This window comes from Klebsiella indica (genome assembly GCF_005860775.1).
Classification (GTDB): Bacteria; Pseudomonadota; Gammaproteobacteria; order Enterobacterales; family Enterobacteriaceae; genus Klebsiella; species Klebsiella indica.
On the sequence record NZ_VCHQ01000024.1, the window covers coordinates 22,389 to 44,397 of the forward strand.

Annotated in this window: 19 protein-coding genes and 1 pseudogene; 9 read left to right on the top strand and 11 right to left on the bottom strand. The window is 52.6% G+C overall.

Features of this window, described 5'->3' with window-relative positions; all coding sequences use genetic code 11:
* The first annotated feature begins 319 nt into the window (after positions 1 to 319).
* Both FE839_RS16160 and FE839_RS16165 read left to right on the top strand, forming a co-directional pair.
* Positions 320 to 1,531 (top strand): phosphoadenosine phosphosulfate reductase, encoded by a 1,212-nt coding sequence (locus tag FE839_RS16160; protein ID WP_138361807.1) that lies wholly within the window; start codon positions 320 to 322, stop codon positions 1,529 to 1,531.
* Positions 1,531 to 2,157 carry an IbrB-like domain-containing protein gene (locus FE839_RS16165; RefSeq protein ID WP_138362049.1) on the top strand — a complete coding sequence of 209 codons (627 nt, stop codon included), beginning with the start codon at positions 1,531 to 1,533 and terminating at the stop codon, positions 2,155 to 2,157. The genes FE839_RS16160 and FE839_RS16165 overlap by 1 nt, the downstream gene beginning before the upstream one ends.
* A 7-nt stretch (positions 2,158 to 2,164) precedes the next feature.
* Here FE839_RS16165 and mdtM read toward each other — a convergent pair whose 3' ends face one another.
* The 5 genes from mdtM to FE839_RS16190 form a co-directional block, all read right to left on the bottom strand.
* A complete protein-coding gene (mdtM, locus tag FE839_RS16170; RefSeq protein ID WP_138361808.1) occupies positions 2,165 to 3,415 on the bottom strand; it encodes a multidrug efflux MFS transporter MdtM in 1,251 nt (416 codons plus the stop codon).
* A 311-nt stretch (positions 3,416 to 3,726) separates the two neighbouring features.
* Complete coding sequence (locus FE839_RS16175) at positions 3,727 to 5,016, bottom strand: DUF445 domain-containing protein (RefSeq protein WP_138361809.1); 1,290 nt, start codon at positions 5,014 to 5,016, stop codon at positions 3,727 to 3,729.
* Positions 5,009 to 5,671, bottom strand: a complete 663-nt coding sequence (locus FE839_RS16180; protein WP_138361810.1) for a LysE family translocator — start codon at positions 5,669 to 5,671, stop codon at positions 5,009 to 5,011. The genes FE839_RS16175 and FE839_RS16180 overlap by 8 nt, the downstream gene beginning before the upstream one ends.
* Before the next feature lie 46 nt (positions 5,672 to 5,717).
* Positions 5,718 to 6,533, bottom strand: coding sequence for an AraC family transcriptional regulator (locus FE839_RS16185; protein WP_138361811.1), 816 nt, complete (start codon positions 6,531 to 6,533; stop codon positions 5,718 to 5,720).
* Between the two features lie 155 nt (positions 6,534 to 6,688).
* Positions 6,689 to 8,101 (bottom strand): aminotransferase-like domain-containing protein, encoded by a 1,413-nt coding sequence (locus tag FE839_RS16190; RefSeq protein WP_138361812.1) that lies wholly within the window; start codon positions 8,099 to 8,101, stop codon positions 6,689 to 6,691.
* Positions 8,102 to 8,281: 180 nt separating this feature from the next.
* Here FE839_RS16190 and FE839_RS16195 point away from each other — a divergent pair, with 180 nt between their 5' ends.
* The 4 genes from FE839_RS16195 (at position 8,282) to FE839_RS16210 (ending at position 11,202) form a co-directional block, all read left to right on the top strand.
* Entirely contained in the window at positions 8,282 to 8,446 is a 165-nt protein-coding gene (locus tag FE839_RS16195) for a YjiS-like domain-containing protein (RefSeq protein ID WP_138361813.1), read from the top strand.
* Positions 8,447 to 8,592: 146 nt separating this feature from the next.
* Positions 8,593 to 9,057 carry a MarR family winged helix-turn-helix transcriptional regulator gene (locus tag FE839_RS16200; protein WP_138361814.1) on the top strand — a complete coding sequence of 155 codons (465 nt, stop codon included), beginning with the start codon at positions 8,593 to 8,595 and terminating at the stop codon, positions 9,055 to 9,057.
* A 5-nt stretch (positions 9,058 to 9,062) separates the two neighbouring features.
* Entirely contained in the window at positions 9,063 to 10,130 is a 1,068-nt protein-coding gene (locus FE839_RS16205; RefSeq protein WP_138361815.1) for an HlyD family secretion protein, read from the top strand.
* Positions 10,120 to 11,202: a DUF2955 domain-containing protein gene (locus tag FE839_RS16210; RefSeq protein WP_138361816.1), complete on the top strand. Its 1,083-nt coding sequence runs from the start codon at positions 10,120 to 10,122 to the stop codon at positions 11,200 to 11,202. Before FE839_RS16205 ends, FE839_RS16210 begins: the two co-directional genes overlap by 11 nt.
* Before the next feature lie 98 nt (positions 11,203 to 11,300).
* Here the strand turns inward: FE839_RS16210 and yjiA are convergent, their stop codons facing one another.
* The 6 genes from yjiA to FE839_RS16240 all read right to left on the bottom strand — a co-directional run bounded on the left by yjiA (position 11,301) and on the right by FE839_RS16240 (position 19,011).
* On the bottom strand, positions 11,301 to 12,257 hold the full coding sequence (gene yjiA, locus FE839_RS16215) for a GTPase (RefSeq protein WP_138361817.1): 957 nt from the start codon (positions 12,255 to 12,257) through the stop codon (positions 11,301 to 11,303).
* Between the two features lie 11 nt (positions 12,258 to 12,268).
* Positions 12,269 to 12,472, bottom strand: coding sequence for a YbdD/YjiX family protein (locus FE839_RS16220; protein WP_138361818.1), 204 nt, complete (start codon positions 12,470 to 12,472; stop codon positions 12,269 to 12,271).
* A 112-nt stretch (positions 12,473 to 12,584) separates the two neighbouring features.
* Positions 12,585 to 14,735 carry a pyruvate/proton symporter BtsT gene (btsT, locus tag FE839_RS16225; RefSeq protein ID WP_138361819.1) on the bottom strand — a complete coding sequence of 717 codons (2,151 nt, stop codon included), beginning with the start codon at positions 14,733 to 14,735 and terminating at the stop codon, positions 12,585 to 12,587.
* Positions 14,736 to 15,099: 364 nt separating this feature from the next.
* On the bottom strand, positions 15,100 to 16,479 hold the full coding sequence (locus FE839_RS16230; protein WP_138361820.1) for an MFS transporter: 1,380 nt from the start codon (positions 16,477 to 16,479) through the stop codon (positions 15,100 to 15,102).
* Between the two features lie 160 nt (positions 16,480 to 16,639).
* Positions 16,640 to 17,950, bottom strand: a complete 1,311-nt coding sequence (locus FE839_RS16235) for an enolase C-terminal domain-like protein (protein ID WP_138361821.1) — start codon at positions 17,948 to 17,950, stop codon at positions 16,640 to 16,642.
* Positions 17,951 to 18,090: 140 nt separating this feature from the next.
* Positions 18,091 to 19,011, bottom strand: a complete 921-nt coding sequence (locus FE839_RS16240) for a GntR family transcriptional regulator (RefSeq protein WP_138361822.1) — start codon at positions 19,009 to 19,011, stop codon at positions 18,091 to 18,093.
* A gap of 139 nt (positions 19,012 to 19,150) precedes the next feature.
* Between FE839_RS16240 and FE839_RS16245 the strand changes: the two genes are divergently transcribed.
* From FE839_RS16245 to FE839_RS16255, 3 genes and pseudogenes are all read left to right on the top strand, one after another.
* On the top strand, positions 19,151 to 20,173 hold the full coding sequence (locus FE839_RS16245; RefSeq protein WP_138361823.1) for a zinc-binding alcohol dehydrogenase family protein: 1,023 nt from the start codon (positions 19,151 to 19,153) through the stop codon (positions 20,171 to 20,173).
* A gap of 11 nt (positions 20,174 to 20,184) precedes the next feature.
* Entirely contained in the window at positions 20,185 to 21,630 is a 1,446-nt protein-coding gene (locus FE839_RS16250; protein WP_138361824.1) for a tagaturonate reductase, read from the top strand.
* 139 nt (positions 21,631 to 21,769) lie between these two features.
* Positions 21,770 to 21,970: pseudogene (locus tag FE839_RS16255) on the top strand (ISNCY family transposase); the annotation flags it as partial.
* Between the last annotated feature and the right edge of the window lie 39 nt (positions 21,971 to 22,009).

Consider the following 22,009-nt stretch of genomic DNA (forward strand, 5'->3'; position numbering starts at 1 on the left):
ATTCTGGATTATCAGGCTGACGGAATTTATCTATATCCGTCATATTTCAAGTTGCTTATGCGTTGACGACGCGCGTTATTCGGTCCGTTCAGGGCTGCTGCAGGCAGCGTTCAAATCTGTTTCTGGCAGATTTGTCTCCCGAATCACTTACTTGCGTAAGCTCATCGGGACACTCTTGCTTGCCGCATGGCCGGTCTTCGGTATCGTGTTTCGGAGTCGGCGTATGCGCGTTCAAAACGGTTATCGTTTGTCCTGCAACTCGAATTATTGAGGGTATATAAGTACATTTTGACAGCGATTCATTTATCATGGGTGAAGGATGAAGCTCGTAAAACTGAATATGAATGTTTTTGACGCTGCCCTGATGCGCTTAGATTGGGTATTTGATACCTTTGATCGGGTGTGTTTATCTTTTTCCGGCGGCAAAGATTCAACGGTATTATTTCATTTGGCTGCCGCCGTCGCGCGGAAAAAAGGGAAGACATTTGCGGTATTGTTTGTTGACTGGGAAGCGCAGTATTTATTAACCATTCAACATGTACAAAATATGAAAGACCGTTATCAGGACGTCGTGAGTCGGTTCTACTGGGTGGCGCTGCCTATGACAACGGTGAGCGGCGTATCGCAACATGAGCCCGAATGGGTTGCCTGGCGTCCAGGGGTGGAATGGGTGAGACAACCGCCTCATGATGCCATCACGGATGCGGCCTTCTTTCCTTTTTATCAGCCAGAAATGACATTCGAATCCTTTGTCCCGGCTTTTGCGCACTGGCTGGCCGCAGGCAAAAGTCTCGCCTCGCTGATCGGTATTCGTACCGACGAGTCGCTGCATCGCTATATGGCGCTAACCTCATCGACGAAACTGCGCTTTGAGGAAGATAAACCCTGGACGACGGCCTCGCCGGAAGGGTTTAGCTACACCTGCTATCCCCTCTATGACTGGCGGACCCGCGATATCTGGATTTTTAATCACAAGTCGAAACTGCCCTACAATCCACTTTATGATCTGATGTATCGTGCTGGCGTGCCATTGAAGAATATGCGCGTATGCGAACCTTTTGGCCCTGAGCAGCGTCGTGGGCTATGGCTCTATCATATTCTGGAACCTGATACGTGGGAGCGCATGTGCCGTCGGGTATGCGGGGCGCACAGCGGCGCGATTTACGCCAATACCAGCGGCGATTACTTTGCGCTGAAGACGAAAATCCGCAAGCCGCCGCACTATAGCTGGCGCGAGTATGCGCTCTTTTTGCTCGATAGCATGCCGGAAAAAACGGCCGAGCATTACCGGAATAAAATCGCGATTTATCTGCGCTGGTACCAGACCCGCGGTTTCCCCGATGATATTCCCGATGAGCAGGAAAAAGATCTCGGCTATCGTGATATTCCCTCATGGCGTCGTATCTGCAAAACGCTACTGAAAAATGATTTCTGGTGTCGGATGCTTTCATTCAGTCCGACGCAGCCTAAGCACTATGAACGGTACTGTCGGCTTATGGGTAACAAACGCAAAGAATGGAGAGTGTTGTGATATCACCGGATGTGGCTAAAACAGTGATTGAATATCTGCAATCGTTTGATGACCTTGATATGAAAATCAAGGCAATAAACGAGCTAAAGAGCCTGATTCATCAGCACAGTCCGTTTCGCCGTGAACCGGTGGACTGCGTTCTTTGGGTGAAGGCGCAAACGGTAGAGGCGAATGACTATAATCCAAACGTGATGGCGAGTGTGGAAAAGCAGCTTCTGGAGCGCTCCATCGAGCTGGATGGTTTTACGCAACCGGTCGTGGTGGCTCGCCAGCAGCAGCGTCATCTGGTTGTGGACGGTTTTCATCGCCATCTGATTGGCCAGCGTCGTCCACAACTGAGCCGACGCCTGCATGGTTATCTTCCGGTGACGCTGATCAATGCCGAACGAGAGGGAGAGAAAGAGCGTATTGCTGCGACCATTCGCCATAATCGCGCCAGGGGCAAACATCAGATCGCGGCGATGTCGGATATTGTGCGCGATTTACACCGTCAGGGGTGGGACGATCGGCGCATTGGCGAAGAGCTGGGTATGGATGCCGACGAGGTGCTGCGCCTCAAACAGATCAGCGGCCTGACGGAACTGTTTGCCGATGAGAACTTTAGCGAGGCCTGGACCGTGGAGTAGCGTTTCTCTACTCCTGCGTCTCCTGCATCGGCGTTGCATCCGGCAACTTGCGCATCCGGTTCAGCAATCCTGCCAGACAGAAAGCGGCTGCTATCCCTGCCGCGACGCCCAGGATGTGAAAAGGCAGTCTGCCGCCATTAAACCACAGCCAGCGTGCTGCTTCGATGGAGAGTGCGCTGACGCTGAGGATCACAATGTTCAGCGAAGCGGAAACGGTGCCTTTTGGCAGATCGTTAGAGAACAGGGTAAAGCGGAACAGCGTCGGGAAAATCAGCCCAATGCCAAAAGCATAGAAGCAAGTGCCCAGCACTGACCACAGCCAGATGTGCGGCCAAAGCAGATTGCCGGCGATCAGTAGCGTCAGTCCGGTCATTTGAATGGGTACTGCACGCCAGATAAAGCGTGGGTGGGCCGGATCTTTTACCCGGCGCGCCACTGACAGACTGGCGATAATCACTGAGCTGAATATGGGGGCCTGAGTCCAGGCAAACGCTGCGGAGCTCAACCCGCCGTCATCAATCAGAATAACCGGTGAAACCGCAACCCAGCTCATCAGCGGGATATAACTGAGCGAGATCGTGGCGGCGCCGAACAGAAAGATTCGGTTGCGAAACGCGTCGCGGAAGTCGCGGACGACGCCGCTGACGCTAAAGGCAACGTCGCCGCGTCGTATGGTTTCCGGCATATTCAGCAATAGCCCCAGCCAGGCGATAAATCCCATCGTGGCAATAATACCGAACAGCGTTTTCCAGTGGACGAAATGCATCAGCGCGGCGCCGGAGAGCGGGCCGATAATCGGGGCGATCAGCACGGTGGAGGTAATAATTGCCATTAGCTTGATCGATTTCGTCTCGCTGAACGCCTCCTGCACGGTGACGTAACCGACTGTAGCGATAAAACAGATGCTGGTGCCCTGGATAAAACGTGTTGCGAGGAATTGCGTCATCGAGGTGGTAAACATCGTCGCGCAGCAGGCAAGGGTAAAAATCAGCGCGCCGGTAAGCAGCACCGGCCGACGACCGACGCGGTCCGATAGCGGTCCGAGCAGCCACTGCAGTATCATTCCGCCAGCCATATACAGGCTAACCGATGCGGGCGCCAGCGCCACATCGGCGTCAAAATCATGCACGACGTGAATGATGCCGGGCTGGATAAGATCGGTGGTCAGGTAAGCGGCGAAATCATACAGGATCAGCGCCACAGGAAAGAACAGCGTGGCGGAATGCCGGGCGAAAAAACGAGTCATTCCTTGCAACATCAGTGGGCTCCTTGTCGAGTCTCTGTACATTTTATCGCCCGGCTCTGGCGTAATCCACCGCCTGACAGAAATGCGAGCACGGTCTGTAATACTGGTTGGTCATCGGGCTATCAAAACGCACAGCGTTTTGTTCAGGTACGGCCGGGAGGCAAAATGACCAGTGAAATAACCCCGGTGGGATAGATTCTGAACCGGCGCATGCTATTTCAGCAGTTCACACGGCAACAAATTTAGGGTCAATAGAAATATCCATATTTTTTAATATGTTAATTATCTTTATGATAAAAAGATATTAAAAACAATCTATTACGTCATATATGAAGATGCAGCAGCGACGGAATTTGTGAAAATAGCCACAATACCAGGCCGATAGTACCGCCAACCAGCGTGCCGTTGATGCGGATAAACTGCAGATCCTTGCCAATGTTCAGTTCGATTTGCCGTGACATGTCGCGTGAGTCCCAGCTTTTTACCGTATCGCTAATATGGCGTGTCAGGAACGTCGCAAATTCTGGCGCAACCCGATGCGCCGCCTGCTCAAGATGCTCGCTCAGTGATTCACGCAGCGCTTTATCATGGAGCAGCGTTTCACCAAACCATTGTCCGGCGTCGGCAATGCGCTGCTTAATACGTGAATGCTCGTGATTGACGTCGCGTTTGATCCAGCCGCGCAGGTCGGCCCATACCTCTCCAAGGTAACGATTAAAGGTTTCATCGTTTTTCAGATATGCCTTAATATGATCCGCTTTTTCCGCCATCTGCGGATCGGACTTAAGGTTGTCGATCAACGTCAACGTGGCGCGATCGAAGGCCTTGCGGATCTGATGGGCCCGATCCTGGCTGACTTCGTCAAGTAGCGTATTGACCGCATCGGTGACCATTTCCGCGCTGTGCTCGCCCAGCCATTCGGTGGGTAACAGTCTGGCCTTTAGCGGATGTTCGGTCTTCAGCCAGTGTACGATCCCGCGGGAGATAAATGCCCGTGAACTGTCGCGTTGTAGCAGGGCGATCAACTGGCTAATGAGCGAATCCAGCAGTTTCTGGTGGCGGTTATCGCGGGTCAGCCCTTCGAGCATCATGGCGCTGGTTTGGGTTAAATCAACCTTATCAATCGCCTTATGCACCGCCCGACGCAGCAGACGTTGAATTCGCGCATCATCGGTCAGTTCCAGAAAGCCGCTCATCACTTGCAGCAGATGCTGACCAATCCTGCGAGCGTTTTCCGGCTGGCTGAGCCAGTTGCCGAGCATTAGCGCCGGTTGATAGCGGCGGATTAGCGCCACCAGCGACGGCGTGTCGAGAAATTTTTCCTGCACGAAATGGCCGAGATTGTCCGCAATACGATTCTTATTGCGCGGGATAATGGCTGTATGCCGTGACACAAACGGCAGCGGAATGCGGCGAAATAGCGCCACTACCGCAAACCAGTCCGCCAGCGCGCCAACCATCGCCGCTTCGGAAATAGCCTTCAGCGCACCGACCCACGGAGCCGGCGGCAGCACGAGAGTAGTGATAAAAATAGCGGCTGCGATCAGCAGCAGCAATAACGCCAGTCGTTTGGCGCGTTTCAGGTCAGCGATTTTATTCATAGGGTTAAGCATATAACCTGACGGCGAACGGGTGCAAAAACTGCCACACAATCCAGCAACCAAAAGCCATCAGTATGCCACCGGCTACCTGCTCAATTCGCCAGACGACGGCGGAAAGGCGGCGTTGCACCGACGTGAGTGCCATTAGGGATACCAGTAACAGATCCCACAGCAACACGACGCCGGTCATCCAGACTCCGCTCACCACTTGTTGCAACATCGTGACATTTGGGCCAAGTAGCGAGGTCATCAGCGCGAGGTAAAACAGGGCGTTTTTTGGATTGAGCAGTGAGGAACCGAGCCCCAGAAGCAGTTGTTTTAGCTGCGACGGGCGTGAAGCCGGCGCGCCGCGTAAATCCAGCATTGTCGGGCGACTGCGTACAAGCAAACTGCCAATCCACAGCAAATACGCCGCACCCAGCAGTTCAATCAGCGTAAAAAGCAGGGGGTGCTGGCGCAGAATTTCCCAGCCGATAATCGCCAGCATGATATAGAGGCCATTACCGGCAGCAATACCGACGCACAGCCCGGCGCTGCCGCGCAGCCGATAGCGGATGGCGTAGCCCACCAGCAGGAAAAAATCAGGCCCTGGGCTTAACAAGGCAACAAAATGAGAGAGCGCGAGCGCCGGAAAGGCTGAGGGAAAGAGCGTAGTAAGTGTGTTCATAGCAACCTCAGTAATAAACTGAGGCCACCCTACGCCTGCGCGAACGTTAATTATTGTCTGATATTGATCGGCCCTGTGCGTACTGACGCGGCGTGGCGGCGGTATAGCTGACAAAGGTCTTATGGAAGTGACTCTGGTCGGCAAACCCGGCCTGATAGCCGACGTCGGCAATATTATCTCCGGCGCGCAGGCGCGTTTTGGCGAATTCAATACGCGCTATATTCAGAAAACTGGCAGGAGTCAGGCCAGTATCCTGCTTAAAGACGCGGATCAGCGTCTCTTTGCGCAGGGCGAACTCATCGGCGAGGTTATCCAGCGTAGGCGGAGCCTGCAGGCTTGTTCCCAGACGGTTAAACAGCCGTGAGCTGGTTTGGCTGAGCGCCAGAGGCGCGAGCGGGCGCAGAGGTAGGCACTGAAGTAATCGGGCTATGTTTGCGGGGAGCGTCGCGGTTTGTTGTTGTTTCATCTGGTCCACGATCTGCAGATACTGCGTGAAGAGCCCGCGGTCATGTATTACCGGCTGAGATGTCGCCAACTGGCACTGAAGAGGAATATTCACCAGCTGTTGTCGGCACCAGTTTAAATCGAGGTAAAGCATATGGTAACTGCGCGGCTGATCGTTACGCGGATTGCAACTGTGGGGCGTTTGTGCAGGGATAAGAATCAGATCGCCAGTACGCAGTAGATACTCCTGTCCGTTGCAGATACAGCGCGTTTCCCCTTCAATAATCGCCCCGAGAGAGAGTTGTGGGTGATGGTGGCATTTATAGGCCTGGCGGCTGCGCCAGGTGCTGCGCAGCTCCAGCCAGGGAAGCTGCTCGTTGCGCCAGAAGGTTTGCGGAATATCACGGGGTTGCGTCATGGTGCGCTCGTGTTGGCAAGGGATGGTTTGTTATAACACAGATGGACACATTGTTTGGCCGCAAGCCCTCCATTCCCGAATTAAAGCGTTGTGAACCCGAAGCTGGTGGTTATACGCCAGTAAGCGATCTCTTCTCCTGCCGGAAGGAGGACGTTTCATGTCATTGCCACTTTTATCGCGTTCCCCAATTTTTGCATGACTTCCCGATGTTTCTCATCTGGCGCTAACGCGCAGTTGATGCGCACGCAGTTGCGGTATTTTCCTGATGCGGAAAAGAGCGAGCCCGGTGCGACCTGGATTTTCAGGCGACATAACTGTCTGGCGACGCAGACCATATCAACCTGCTCCGGCAATTCTACCCACAGCATAAAGCCGCCTTTGGGGCGCGTAACGCAGATCCCGCAGGGAAAGTATTCTTGCGCCCAGCAGGTAAATATCTCCATATTACGCTGATAGATCTGACGCATCCGTCGGACATGGCGGTGATAATGCCCCTCACGAATAAAGGCCGCCGCCGCCAGCTGCGTGGCGGGGACATTGGTGCCGATAACGGCGTATTTCATGTGCAGCAGTTTGTCATGATAGCGACCGGGAACGGCCCAACCGACACGCAGACCCGGCGCGACAGATTTGGTTAATGAACTGCACAGAATGACCCGGCCGTCGATGTCCCAGGAGTGAATAGTGCGTGGACGCGGGTATTCCGTCGCCAGTTCGCCATACACATCGTCCTCAAAAATCACAATATCGTGGCGTTGAGCAAGGGACAGTACCGCTCTTTTACGGGCCTCCGGCATGATAAATCCCAGCGGATTATTGCAATTGGGGACCAGAATGACGCCTTTGATGGGCCACTGCTCCAGCGCCAGTTCCAGCGCCTCAATACTGATACCAGTGTCAGAATCGGTGGGGATTTCAATGACTTTTATTCCCAGACCGCGCAACAGCTGCATGGTGCCGTAGTAGGCGGGGGATTCAATAGCGACAATGTCTCCCGGCTGACAAACCGTCAACAGCGCCAGTGACATTGCGCTCTGGCTACCGCTGGTGATCACAATATCATCGGCGTCGATGACTGAACCGCTATCCAGCATCAGGCGGGCAATTTGTTGACGCAGTTCCCGGCTGCCGGGGAGTTGGTCGTAGCCCAGCACCGACTTCAGATTATGCTGCGCCACCCGGCTAAGCTCGCGCCAGAGCGGTTTCAGGCTGGGTTGACTGACATCCGGAATACCGCTACTGAACGGGACAATCGAGCTATCGTGATGGCCCTCAAGCATATCCAGCACCTGATCCCATTGCGTAATTTCTACCGGGCGCTGTACCGGACGTGACATGGGAGGGACTGGCGGCTGCGCTTTCCGCGGCGCGACAAAGTAGCCCGATCGCGGCTGCGGCGTAATGAGCTGCCGCATTTCCAGGGTCTGATACGCCTGCTGTACGGTACTGATGCTGACCCCGTGTTGCTGGCTCAGACTCCGCACCGACGGCAGTTTTTCCCCGTGCCGATACAGCCCTTGCTCAATACGCTCGGCCAGCAGATTAGCCAGATGTTGGTAACGCGTCACGCTGTATCCCTCATGGATGTCATACAGATAGAAAAACCAGTACAGATGGCGGGAATTAATCCGGTTCAGGTACCGTTTTAACCAATCTGTATGTTAAATAAAAGTATTTTGTGAATCTGTATTATACGGCCTGCAAGCCCTCAGAATGAAGCCTCTGCTAATCATATGGGGAGGTGGCGTGTGGAATTTCATGAGAACAAAGCAAAACAGCCGTTTATCGGTTTTGTGCTGATCTGGCGTGCCTACAAAGCGCGGCGACGGCAGGCACAAACCCGGCGCATCCTGCAATGCATGAGCGATGAGAGATTGAAAGATATTGGCTTACGGCGGGATCAGGTCGAGTAGCCATGAGGTCGTTTATAAAGGCTGAACAGGTTGATATCCGGCCTTTTTATATTCATAAAATTTATCAATTAATGCTTCCTGATAGTTTGTTTCTTGATACTTATCCTGGTAACTATTATTTTCTCTTCAGCTAAGAGGGAAAATACATGACCGAAGATGATCTGTTTGCCCGCCGCCCGATGGGGATGCGTATGGCGATGGTGGTGCGCCAGTGGCGAGCCATTATTGATGCCGCTATCACCGATACCGGCCTGACGCAGTCAAGCTGGACGGTGTTGATGCAACTGCATCAACTGGGTGATAACGTCTCGGTGAGTGAACTGGCGGAGGTACAGGGCATTGAGCTGCCGCCGCTGATGCGTACCCTTACTCAACTGGAAAATCAAGGTTATCTGGTGCGTTCAACATCGCCATATGATAAGCGCATCCGCCTGCTGACGCTAACGGAAGCAGGGCGCTCCCGGCTGGTAGAACTGAACCGGGTGATTGAGATCTATCAACATCGGGTCACGCGTACGCTTCCTGAAGCGGAACTCGCCGCTTTCAGCGCCACATTAAATCAAATCGCCTGCAATCTGCGGTTAATCCGCGAAGAAGACAATCAACACTAAAAATTATGATGACCCCAGAACAAAAATTTGCCCGTTGGGTAAGGGTGAGTATTGCCGCTTTCCTTGCAATATTCACCTGGTTTATCGTTGCCGATATCTGGATCCCGCTGACGCCGGATTCCACCGTGATGCGCGTGGTGACGCCGATCTCTTCGCGCGTTTCCGGCTATGTCTCTCACGTCTACGTACGCAACAATAGCCAGGTGAAAAAGGGCGACCTGTTGTATGAACTGGACCCAACGCCGTTTATCAATAAAGTTGAAGCCGCACAGATTGCCTTTGAGCAGGCGAAGCTGAGCAACCAACAGCTGGATGCGCAGATCGCCTCTGCGCGCGCCAACCTGCGCACCGCGCAATATACCGCCCGCAACGATAAACTCACGCTTGACCGCTATCAGCGACTGAGCGCAATGCAGAATGTCTCGCAGTCTGATCTGGATAAGGTACGCACGGCCTGGCAGACCAGCGAGCAGTCGGTGGCGGCGCTGAATGCCAGTATCCAGAACCTGCTGATCCAGCGCGGTGAACGCGACGACAGTCGCAATGTGACACTGCAAAAATACCGCAATGCGCTGGAGGAGGCGCAACTGAACCTGGAGTGGACAAAGGTGCGGGCGGAAACCGACGGGACGGTGAACAATCTCCAGCTCAACCCTGGGCTTTACGCCACTGCTGCCACGCCTTTACTGGCGCTGGTCAGTCCTGAGATGGATATTGTTGCTGACTTTCGTGAAAAAAGCCTGCGCCATACCCGTATTGGCACGGATGCGGCAGTGGTGTTTGACGCCATGCCGGGCAAAGTGTTTCCTGCGCATGTGACCAGTAGCGATGCCGGGATTCTGGCCGGGCAGGAAGCGGTTAACGGCCAGTTGTCGCAGCCGGAGCAGTCGACGCGCTGGGTACGCGATGCCCAACGGATGCGTATTCATGTGGCATTGAACGAGCCGCTGGAGACCACCCTGCCGACCGGGGCGCGCGCTACGGTGCAGTTGTATAACAGCGAAGGGCCGTTTGCCCGCACCTTTGCCGGGGTGCAAATTCACCTCGTTAGCTGGTTGCATTATGTTTATTAACTTGCTGGCGTCGATCAACACCCTGGCCCGTGTATTCAACTCGCATGATAATGTGGCCTACACCGCCAATGATTTTCGCCAGACCGTGCGTATTTCCGTTGCCGGGACGATAGCGCTGAGCATTTCGACCTTCTACAACGTGCAGTACGGCGTGTTCTTTGTGGTTTATCCGCTGATGCTGCTGTCGCTGGTGCCGGTGTTTAATCGCCATGTGGCGAGACAGTTTGTATTCAGCGCGGCGGTGAACTGTGTCGAAATGGTGTTGATTGTCGGCTATCTCTCGCAGTGGCCGGTCATTATGACGCTGGTGGTGTTTGGTTTGTACGTGATGCGCTTTCGTTTTATGAGCAAGGGGCCGCTGTTTTTACTCGGAGCGATGGGAGTGGTGTGCCAGAGCACGATGCTCAACTTTATGAGTTACCCCACCACCAACTGGCATACGCTGATGTTCTCCAATATGGAAGCCTGCGTGATGGCGGTAGCCCTGAGCGCGCTGCTGCATTATCTGATCCCCGATGTCGAACCGCGTCAGCCGCCGCCGCGTATTGAGAAAGATGATGCCCGGATTCGCCATGAGTCGCTGCTTTCCGGCACCGTGGCGACGATGATCTTTGTGATCTTTCAGATCTGCGATTTGAGCGATTCGTTGTCGGCGCTGATGGCGGGTATTTTGATTCTGTTTCCGATGCATTATCGCGGGGCGGTGTTAAGTTCTCTCTGGCGCGTGGTCGGCGTGGTCTTGGCCTGTCTCTATATTCTGCTGGTGCAGCTGCTCATTTATGACTTCAGCAACCATATGCTGCTGATGATGCCGCTGATCGGTCTCGGGCTGGCCTTTAGCGCTCGTCTGCATGTGATGGAAAAGGTCGGCGCGGGCGTCGGTTTTGCCAGTATCACCACCATCGGGATTATGTTCGGCCAGAACCTGCACCCGGACAGCGATCTGGTTTTCAGCGATCTGTACCGCATCACTTCAGTCACCGTCGCGCTGGTAGCGACGCTGACGATGGTGTTCCTGGTCCACCGCATCCTCAACTGCTTTGCCGCGACGCGGTTTGTGATTACTGAGTGAGTGGGGGGAGTGAGTGCCGGATGGCGGCTTCGCCTTATCCGGCCTGTGTCGTTGATTTGTAGGTCCGGTAAGCGCCACCGGACAATCCAGAATAAGGGTTACTTCTTCAACCCCGCAAATGCGGCTCTGATCTCATCTTCCGGCAACTGAATGCCGATAAACACCAGCGTGCTGTGCGGTTGTTCGTCGCCCCACGGGCGGTCCCAGTCGGCGCTGTAAAGGCGCTGGACGCCCTGGAACAGCAGGCGGTTCGGTTCGCCGTCAATCCACAGCATGCCTTTGTAGCGCAGAAGTTTCTCCGCCGATTCCAGCAGCAGGTTTTCCATCACTCGCGACACGTCGCTGATATCCACCGGATAATCCAGTTCCACCACAACCGATGAAACATCGTTTTGCTTATCGGCGATAAAGTGAAAACGCGGTTTGCTGCTAACCACGTTCTCTTCCAGCATAAAGCCGCTGGTGTCGAACAACAGGGAGAGGTCGATATCGCCGTGCGTGACGGTGTAAATCGGGGCACGGGCGTTGATACGCGCTAAACGCTCACACAGTTTTTCGCTTTCGCCTGCCACGTCGGTTTTGGTTAGCAGAATGCGATCGGCATAGCCGATCTGCGACTGGGCGATGGTGAACTGATTCATCTGCTGGTCGGCATGTACCGCATCAACTAAGGCAATGACGCCGTCCAGCAGGTAACGTTCGCACAGCACTTCATGGGAGAAAAAGGTCTGAATAATCGGGCCGGGGTCGGCCATGCCGGTGCACTCAATTACCAGCCGGTCAAAATGGATGTTGCCCTGGTCGAGGTTGTCGAGCAGGTCTAACAAGGCATCTTCCAGTTCATTGGAGCGGGTACAGCAGATGCAGCCGTTGGTCAGGGTTTTGATCTGGGTGGCGCGATCGCCGATGAGCTGATCGTCAACAGCAACCTCGCCAAATTCGTTTTCGATAACGGCGATTTTAAAACCGTGCTGTTCGTTGAGAATATGGCGTAGTAGGGTGGTTTTCCCCGCGCCAAGAAACCCGGTCAGCAGGGTCACTGCAATCGGTGTCATGTTTGCCTCCATTAACAGCAGCGCATACCGCCTTTGCCATCGCCACCGTAGCGGGCTAGCTGGCGTTCGCGAAAGAATTCATCGTAGGTCATATACGGCTTGTCCGGATGGTTGGTCTGCATATGCTCGACGTAGTTGTCATAATCCGGAATGCCAATCAGCATTTTCGCCGCCTGGCCGAGATATTTTTTTGCCTGACCTAAGTTACCAAACATTTTGCCGTCCCGTTAATGAATAAAGCCGGATGGCGGCTTTCGCCTTACCCGGCCTACGTTAACTGCATTTTGTAGGCCGGATAAGCGTAGCGCCATCCGGCATCAGGTTTAGTTAGTGATGTGAAGAGGTCTCCACACCGCCTTCCGGTACCGGCACGTACGGGGTCTCTTTATCGGTGCGCACTTTATTGTTGCGCACGTTGAGCCAGGTTTTGATGCCGTAGAAGATGATGCTGTAGACCACCACCAGGAACAGAATGCTAAGACCGGCGTTGGTGTAATTGTTCACCACGATATGGTTCATGTTGGCAATCTGCTGTGCGGTCAGTTCACCGCCGGAAGCAATCTTCTCTTTGTACTGCTGGGCCATGTAGAAGAAGCCTTCCATCTGCGGGTTGGTGCTGAACAGTTTCAGACCCAGTGCCCAGGTGGTGCACAGCAGCAGCCATACGGCGGGGATGACGGTAACCCAGATGTATTTGGTGCGCTGCATTTTGACCAGCACCACGGTGCCAAGCACCAGCGCCACGGCGGCCAGCATCTGGTTAGAGATACCGAACAGCGGCCACAGGCTCTTCACGCCGCCCAGCGGGTCGACCACGCCCTGATACAGGAGATATCCCCACAGACCGACGCAACCCGCAGTACCGATGACGCCAGCAACCAGAGAATCGGTTTTCTTGAGGAACGGCACGAAGTTGCCCAGCAGATCCTGGAGCATAAAGCGGCCTGCGCGGGTACCGGCATCCAGTGCGGTGAGGATAAACAGCGCTTCAAACAGAATACCGAAGTGGTACCAGAAGCCCATATCCGCCATCGGAACAATTTTGTGGAACACATGAGCAATACCGACCGCCAGGGTTGGCGCGCCGCCTGCGCGGTTCAGTACCGACGGTTCGCCGATATCTTTCGCGGTTTGCAGGATCTGTTCAGGCGAAATCACAAAGCCCCAGGAACTGACGGTTGCTGCGGCGTGCGCGGTCACATCCTTCAGTTGCGCGGCAATCATCGCGGCGTTCTCACCGCCCATTTCATGCAGGTTTGGCATGGTGATGCCAAGGCCAGCAGGTGGGGTATTCATCGCGAAGTAGAGGCCCGGCTCGATAATTGATGCCGCCACCAGCGCCATCACCGCTACAAAGGACTCCATCAGCATCGCGCCGTAGCCGATAAAGCGGGCGTCGGTTTCGTTAGCCAGCAGCTTCGGCGTCGTACCGGAAGAGATAAGGGCGTGGAAGCCGGAGACCGCGCCGCAGGCGATAGTGATAAACAGGAACGGGAACAGCGCGCCTTTCCACAGCGGGCCGGTGCCATCGATATACTGGGTCACGGCCGGCATTTTCAGATCCGGATTGAGAATCACGATACCCAGCGCCAGGCCGACGATAACGCCGATTTTCAGGAAGGTCGCCAGGTAGTCGCGCGGCGCCAGAATCAGCCATACCGGCAGCAGTGCGGAAATAAAGGCGTAGCCAATCAGGGTAAAGGTGATGGTGGTGTCTTTAAAGGTCAGCGCCGGGCCCCAGTACGGGTCGTGCGCAATGATGCCGCCGAACCAGATGGATGCAACCAGCAGAACGATACCGATAACCGACACTTCACCCACCCGGCCCGGGCGCAGGAAGCGCATGTAGATACCCATAAACAGGGCGATCGGTACGGTCGAGCAGACCGTGAACACGCCCCACGGGCTTTCCGCCAGCGCTTTTACGACAATCAATGCCAGCACGGCGAGGATGATGATCATAATCAGGAAGCAGCCGAACAGGGCAATGGAACCCGGTACCGGCCCCATCTCTTGCTTGATCATTTCCCCCAGCGAAGCGCCGTTACGACGCGAGGAGATAAACAGCACCATAAAGTCCTGTACCGCCCCCGCCAGCACGACGCCCGCCAGCAGCCACAGAGTGCCCGGCAGGTAGCCCATCTGCGCGGCGAGAACCGGGCCTACCAGCGGACCGGCACCGGCAATAGCGGCAAAGTGGTGGCCGAAGAGCACGTAGCGGTTAGTCGGTACGTAGTTCAGGCCATCGTTGTTAATGACCGCCGGCGTGGCGCGCGTGGGGTCGAGCTTCATCACCTTTTGCGCGATGTACAGGCTGTAGTAACGATAGGCGACAAGGTAGACGGAAACCGATGCCACTACGATCCACAGGGCACTAACGTGCTCGCCGCGGCGCAGGGCGATGACTGAGAGGCAAAATGCCCCGATGATTCCAAGAATCACCCAGGGTATGTGCTTGAATAACTTTTTAGTATCCATAGTAAAACCTGGCTTAATTAGATGAGTAATAGGCCGAAGCCGTCTGGTTCTGGGTTTAAGTTAGGGGTTGAGGAGATATTGACTCGCTATGCTGGAGACGATCTTGCCAGAACTTCATATGCGTAAAGTTGGGTAAATCTGCGAGTGGTTATATGCGGGGTTAAGCGGTCACTTGCCGGAGTAAGCGGTTGGGTATAAGGCCGACGGGTGGTAGATATGTGATTGAGATCACAACAAATTTTGACGCGAATGAAATAACTATTTTCATTTTTTAGTAATGACGCCAGTGAAGTCTTTACTCAGGAAACTCTGAACCAGAGACTGGAAGAGAAGTCCCCCTGCTTGTATAGGGGGACGAATGATACTAATGAGTAGAGTCGGGGACTGTCATGGCTGCGGATGAGGATTTCCCATGGTTTTTCTCTGGTGACGTATCATCCATATCACGTTTGATACCAATTCTGAAGATTGCTGCAAGCATGATCGCTCCGACAATGGCGATACCACCTAACAGATAAAGTCCTGCTATATTCGACTCAAACACACCTTCAGCCCACACACGGATATTCGGTGCAACAAATCCACCGAGGTTTCCAATTGAATTTATCAACGCAATGCCGGAAGCTGCTGCTGCACCTCCGAGATAACTGGTCGGGAACGTCCAGTAAATTGGTTGTACTGCGAGTAAACCAGCACAGCCAATGCATAATGCGATAAACGCCCATATAGGTGTTCCGGCCAGTGCGCCAGACATGGCAACTCCCAGTCCGCCGAATAATAGAGTGATGGTGCTGATCCAGCGCCGCTCTTTCAGTTTTGTCGAAAGATTGGGGATATACCATGCGGCAAAAAGAGCGCATAGCCATGGGATACCCGATAAGGCGCCAACGATAAAGCCGACTCCATGTCCTGACAGCGCTGCTATCTGAGAAGGCAGGAAAAAAGCAATACCGTATGAGCCAACCTGAATGGTAAAACAAATCAGGCACAGATAGAGTACTTTGGGGTCGCATAGTGCTTTTAATATTCCTTGTGGGCCATGGCTAACTTTTGCACGTTCTTCTGTATCCATAACAGCACTGAGTGCCTTTTTCTCTTCTGGTGTCAGAAATGTACATCGTTTATCTGAGGGTTTATTATCAAGGTAGAAAAAAGCGACTATGCCTACCAGTGCAGCCAATAAGCCTTCAACCATGAACATTAATTGCCAGTTATGTAATCCCCACAAATCATGAATAGTTAATAATCCACCGGAAATTGGCCCTCCAAGAATGAAAGCAATTGGTGGTCCGAACCAAAAATACCCAGAAACCTTCGCTCGAATATTGAGTGGGAACCAGAATGTCAGGTATAGCATAACGCCAGGCATAAAACCTGCTTCGGATGCCCCGAGAAGAAAACGTAAGATAATAAACGTTTTTTCATCATGGGCAAACATCATTGCTGCAGAAATAATTCCCCATGTTACCATTATTCGTGAAAGCCATAGACGTGCTCCTGTTTTATATAAAAAAATATTACTGGGAACTTCAAAAATAGCATAGCCGATAAAAAAAACGCCAGCACCAAACGCATATGCTGCATTACTTAAGCCAGTATCGACTTGGAAGGCATCTTTGGCAAAACCGATGTTGGCTCGATCCAGATAAGCCATAACATACATAAGTGCTAAAAACGGCAGTAGTCGAATAATAGACTTTCGCACTGCCGAATTAACAATTTTTTCATTGTCACTTTGGCTCATGATTTTTTCCAATAAAAATGTTCAAAATTGTATTATGGTTTCCATATGGATAATATATAGTTATATTTCCTAATGGATGTGAAAATAGCGAATTATTTACCTGTAAATACAGTTTTTGAAAAAATTCAGATGTTATAATTAACGCTTGATTGTACATCTCTTATCCAAGAGCCCATTCTTGCCCATCTGGCCATGAATAGCGTTGTAATGATTCTGCTTTCATTTTTACGCCATATCCGGGTTGCAACAGAGGGTAATAACGCCCACGTTTAATAACTAATGGTTCGACAAAATTTTCATGTAAGTGATCCACATATTCTAACACTCTGTTCTCCAGTGATGCAGAAACCGCGATATAGTCGAATAGCACAATGTTTAATGAGTATTGGCACAGGCCTACACCACCGCCATGAGGACAAACGGGAACACCAAATTTTGCTGCCATCAATACTACAGCGAGGACTTCATTCAGTCCGCCAAGGCGGGCAGGGTCAAGTTGACAAAAATCCATTGCACCAGTCTGGAAGAACTGCTTAAACATAACCCGGTTATGTGCATGTTCACCCGTGGCAATGCCAATATTGCCGATTCGGGCTTTAATTGCCGCGTGCCCCAGGATATCGTCGGGACTTGTCGGTTCTTCAATCCACAGCGGATCGAATTTCGCCAGTTTACGCATAGCATCAATAGCTTGATCAACTCCCCAGGTTTGGTTCGCATCCATCATCAGATGACGCTCCCAGCCTAATTCTTCGCGTAGGATCGTTGCCCGACGAATGTCTTGCTCAAGGTCTGCGCCCACTTTTTGTTTTAGGTGGGTCCAGCCGTCTTCAACAGCTTGCCGCGCGAGTTGGCGCATTTTTTCTTCGGAATAACCAAGCCAGCCAGCGGCGGTGGTATAGCCAGGGAAACCAGTTTCAAACATTTCCCTTTCGCGCTGAGCCTTACCTTTTTCTACTTTACGCAATAGTGCTATTGCTTCTTCAGGTGTGAGCACATCGGAGATGTACGTAAAATCGATACAACGCACAAGCTCTTCTGGTGACATATCAACAAGCATTTTCCAGACGGTTTTATTCTGCGAGCGTCCCCAAAGATCCCATAAGGCATTAATAATTGCCGCAGTAGCGAGATGAATAACGCCTTTTTCCGGTCCAACCCAGCGTAGCTGGCAATCGCCAGAAACCAGTTCATGCCAGAATAGACCAAAGTTAGCAGTAATGTCTTCTAGCGTACGACCAATAACAAATAACTCTGCTAAAGATTTTACCGCGCTAACGCACAAATCATTTCCACGACCAATTGTGAATGTTAGTCCATAACCTTTTAGCTCTTCTGAGTGGTCAGTTATTAATGTGACATAAGTTGCAGAATAATCTGATATTGCATTCATTGCATCAGAACCATCCAGATTTTTGGATGTTGGAAATCGAATATCTTTTACACATATGTCTTTGATTGTAATAGTCATATTTACTCCTGTGTCGATGCTTTTTTACTAATTATGATTGTAAAAAGATAGCTTTTAAAAACATCCTCAGTGTAAGGGTGGGTAAATAGAACAGTATGAGTTGATAATAATATTGTGGATTATTTTGCAATTTTATGTTTTTAATCTGTTTTTAATCCATGAGCGCCCTGTCTGATTGAGCGAATCATTGATTGTTTAGCGCTTTCCAGGTGAGCACGAAGTGCGAGGACCGCGTCCAGATCGCTGCGGCAGATGAGCGCGCTCAGGATGGTCATATGTTCATCGATGGCGATGATATTGCGCTGTTTAAGGTCGCTCTCATCCCACTGATAGTGAAAGTGGAAAATAACAGAAATAATCTCAAGCGATTGATTAAAAAATATATTATCAGCCGCTGACAGCAGCAGTGAGTGAAAATCGCGATCGAGCTGGGAAAACATGCGAAAGCTGTCGCCGATGCGGTCCCGCAGGGCACGATGGCGTTCAAGCAGAGTTTTTGCCTGCAGCCAGCGGGCGTCGTTGTCCGGCAGGTTGAGGAAGTGCTGAAGCGCATGGGTTTCCAGCATTTCCCGCAGTTCGAACAGTTGTTCCGCCCAGGATAACTCAAACTTCTTCATATTCCACTGGCCGCGCTTTTCGCTTTCAATCAGGTTGTAGCGGCTGAATTTCAACAAAAACTCTCTGACCACCACCGGGCTGACGCCCGCAGCGCGCGCCAGCTGTAGCTCGGAAAACATTTCTCCGGGGCGCAACTGACGTTGGTTAATCATGGTGAAAAACGCTTGTTCAAAGAGGCGATTCTGCTCGGCCAGCGTGGCGCTTGAACCATCGAAGCCGTCACGAACCTCCGGTTGGCGGAGGATCTTGTAATCCTGATTGACCTGATGCAGTACGCCGCGCTCGCATAAGTGGCTAAGGATATGGCGCACGGTGGTGCGGCTGATATTGTACATCTCGGCGAGCGCGCTTTGTGAGGGCAACGGCGACGGGAGAAAGCCGCGCGCCATATCGCTAATGACCTGGTTAATCACGTTGTGACGAAGGTTTTGTGAGCGGCTCATAATGGTTTTCCTGTTTTTTCGCTATTAAAGCCGGATTTAAAACAGTTTTGTGCGCGAGATTTCACAATTTTCACAATGACTTTATCCTCGATTCTATTTTTCATCGATATCTAAGCCAACAAAAACGGAGGCAGTAATTATGACGTCGATGAATACATTAGTGTGTCAGGAACCAAAAAAATTTCACTGGGAAAAACGCCAGATTCCCATTCCAGGTGATGATGAGGTTCTTATTAAAGTAAAAACGGTGGGGATTTGTGGGACGGATATTCATGCATGGGGTGGCAATCAACCTTTTTTTAGCTATCCACGCGTTCTCGGTCATGAAATATGTGGTGAGATAATTGGTCTCGGTAAAAATATTCTTAATCTGAAAAGTGGCCTCCAGGTTGCCGTTATTCCCTACGTCGCCTGTTGTCAGTGCCCGGCCTGTCTGAGCGGTCGGACAAACTGTTGTGAGAAAATCTCCGTGATCGGCGTCCATCGGGACGGCGGGTTTAGTGAATACCTCTGCGTCCCGGTCAAAAATCTGCTGGTGGTGGATGATGTCGATCCTGAAGCTGTGGCACTGATTGAACCCTTTGCCATTAGCGCTCACGCAGTGCGTCGTGCGGCTATCCAGCCGGGAGATCAGGTGCTGGTGGTTGGTGCGGGTCCCATCGGCCTTGGGGCGGCGGCTATTGCCAAAGCGGACGGAGCGCACGTAGTGGTGGCGGATACCAGTCCGGCGCGGCGCGATCATGTGGCTCAGCACCTTTGTCTGGCAACCCTCGATCCTACCGATCGGCTGTTCACCGAGCAACTGCGCACAACGTTTGGCGGTTCTTTGGCGCAGAAGGTCATTGACGCAACTGGAAACCAACATGCGATGAACAACACGGTCAATTTAATTCGCCACGGCGGCAGTATCACTTTTGTTGGCCTGTTTAAAGGTGATCTGACGTTCTCGGACCCGGAGTTCCATAAGAAAGAGACGACCATGATGGGGAGCCGTAATGCGACGGAAGAAGATTTTGTGAAAGTCGGACGACTGATGGCCGAGGGGAAAGTGACTGCCAGGATGATGCTGACCCACCGTTACGATTTCAGGTTGCTGGCGGAAATTTACGAAAGTGAAGTGATTAACAATCGCCAGCTCATCAAAGGCGTCATTCATTTTTAGCAGGAAAGGCTATGAAATCGTTAAACAGAAAAGATTTTCCCGGACCTCAGTACCCGACGCGTGTGATTCAGTTCGGTGAGGGTAACTTCTTGCGGGCATTTATTGACTGGCAACTGGATCTGTTGAATGAGAAAACCGATCTGGCTGCCGGGGTGACCATTGTTCGGCCGATTAACAGTAAGTTCCCGCCATCGTTAAATACCCAGGACGGGCTTTACACCACGGTGATTCGCGGGCTGAATGAGTGTGGCGAGGCAGTGAGCGAGGCGCGGATTATTCGCTCTGTTAATAATGAGATCAATCCATGGCAGGATTTTGCCGGTTATCTGGCGCTGGCCCGTAACCCGGATATTGAGTTCGTGTTTTCGAATACCACGGAAGCGGGCATCAGCTATCATGCCGGGGACCGACCTGACGCCAGGCCGCCAGTAAGCTTCCCGGCTAAGCTGGTACAACTGCTTTTCGAACGGTTCCGATATTTCAATGGCGCAGTGGATAAAGGCTGGACACTTATCCCGTGCGAGCTGATCGACTATAACGGCGAATCACTGAAAGCACTGGTGTTGCGCTATGCCGAAGAGTGGCGGTTGCCCGCGGCTTTTCGCGACTGGGTTGAAATCGCCAATACGTTTTGTTCGACGCTGGTTGACCGCATCGTGACTGGCTATCCGCGCGATGAAGTGGAAAAGCTGGAGACGGAACTGGGTTACCATGATGCTTTCCTGGATACCGCCGAATACTATTGGTTATTCGTAATCCAGGGGGCGCAGGCGCTGGCGGAGACGCTGCGGCTAGATCGCTACCCGCTCAATATCCGTATTGTAGAGGATATCCGGCCCTATAAAGAGCGCAAGGTTGCCATTCTTAATGGCGCGCATACCGCGATGGTGCCGGTGGCGTGGCTGTGCGGTGTGGATACCGTTGGTGAAGCGATGAATGATAAAGCCATTCGCCATTATGTGCAGCAAACCATCGGCGAGGAGATTATTCCGGCGCTGGATTTGCCGGCCGATGAGTTACGCCAGTTTGCCGATGCCGTGACCGGGCGTTTCCTTAATCCCTGGATTCGCCATCAGTTGTCCTCCATCGCCCTGAACGGCATGACCAAGTTTCGCACCCGGATCCTGCCGCAACTGCTGGCGAATATCCGCCGGCATGGCGTTATTCCGCCGCGGTTAACGTTCGCTCTGGCGGCGCTCATCGCCTTCTATCGCGGTCAGCGCGACGGGCAGGCGTATCCATTACAGGATGATGAAGTCTGGTTAACCCGTTTTTCCGAAGGGTGGGCGCAAGTGTCGCGTGGCCGCCCGCTGCATGAACTGGTCACTGAAGTCCTGCAGGATAACGCGCACTGGGGGGAAGATCTCACGGCAATTCCGGGCCTTGCTGAACAGGTCACGCGGTATCTGGAAGTGATGTTGAGCGCGGGAATGCGAGAGGCCCTGAGGCGGCTGTAGTGGGGTTGTTGTGCGGCGTCCGCGGATTTGGGCGCCGTTTTTTTGTGCTCTGAACCGCAAAAATGAATTAAGCGCCAACGGTTGGCGGATTTCCCGCATCATAAGCACCACTCCCATTATAACCGCCAGTTCCTGTTGGTTGATGTCTATCGCTCAAAAACTCAAGCAGGAAGGTCGACAAGAAGGTCGGCAAGAGGGGAGGCAGGAAGGCCGGCAGGAAGGGAGCAGGCGGGAAGCGCTGCGTATTGCCGATAGTATGCTGAAGAACGGTTTAGATACCGAGACGATACAGCGGATTACCGGACTGTCGGCGGATGAGTTAAAGCCGCTGCATGGCTGATTTCCGGCCTTAGTCACCACGACCCGGCACAGAAAGTCG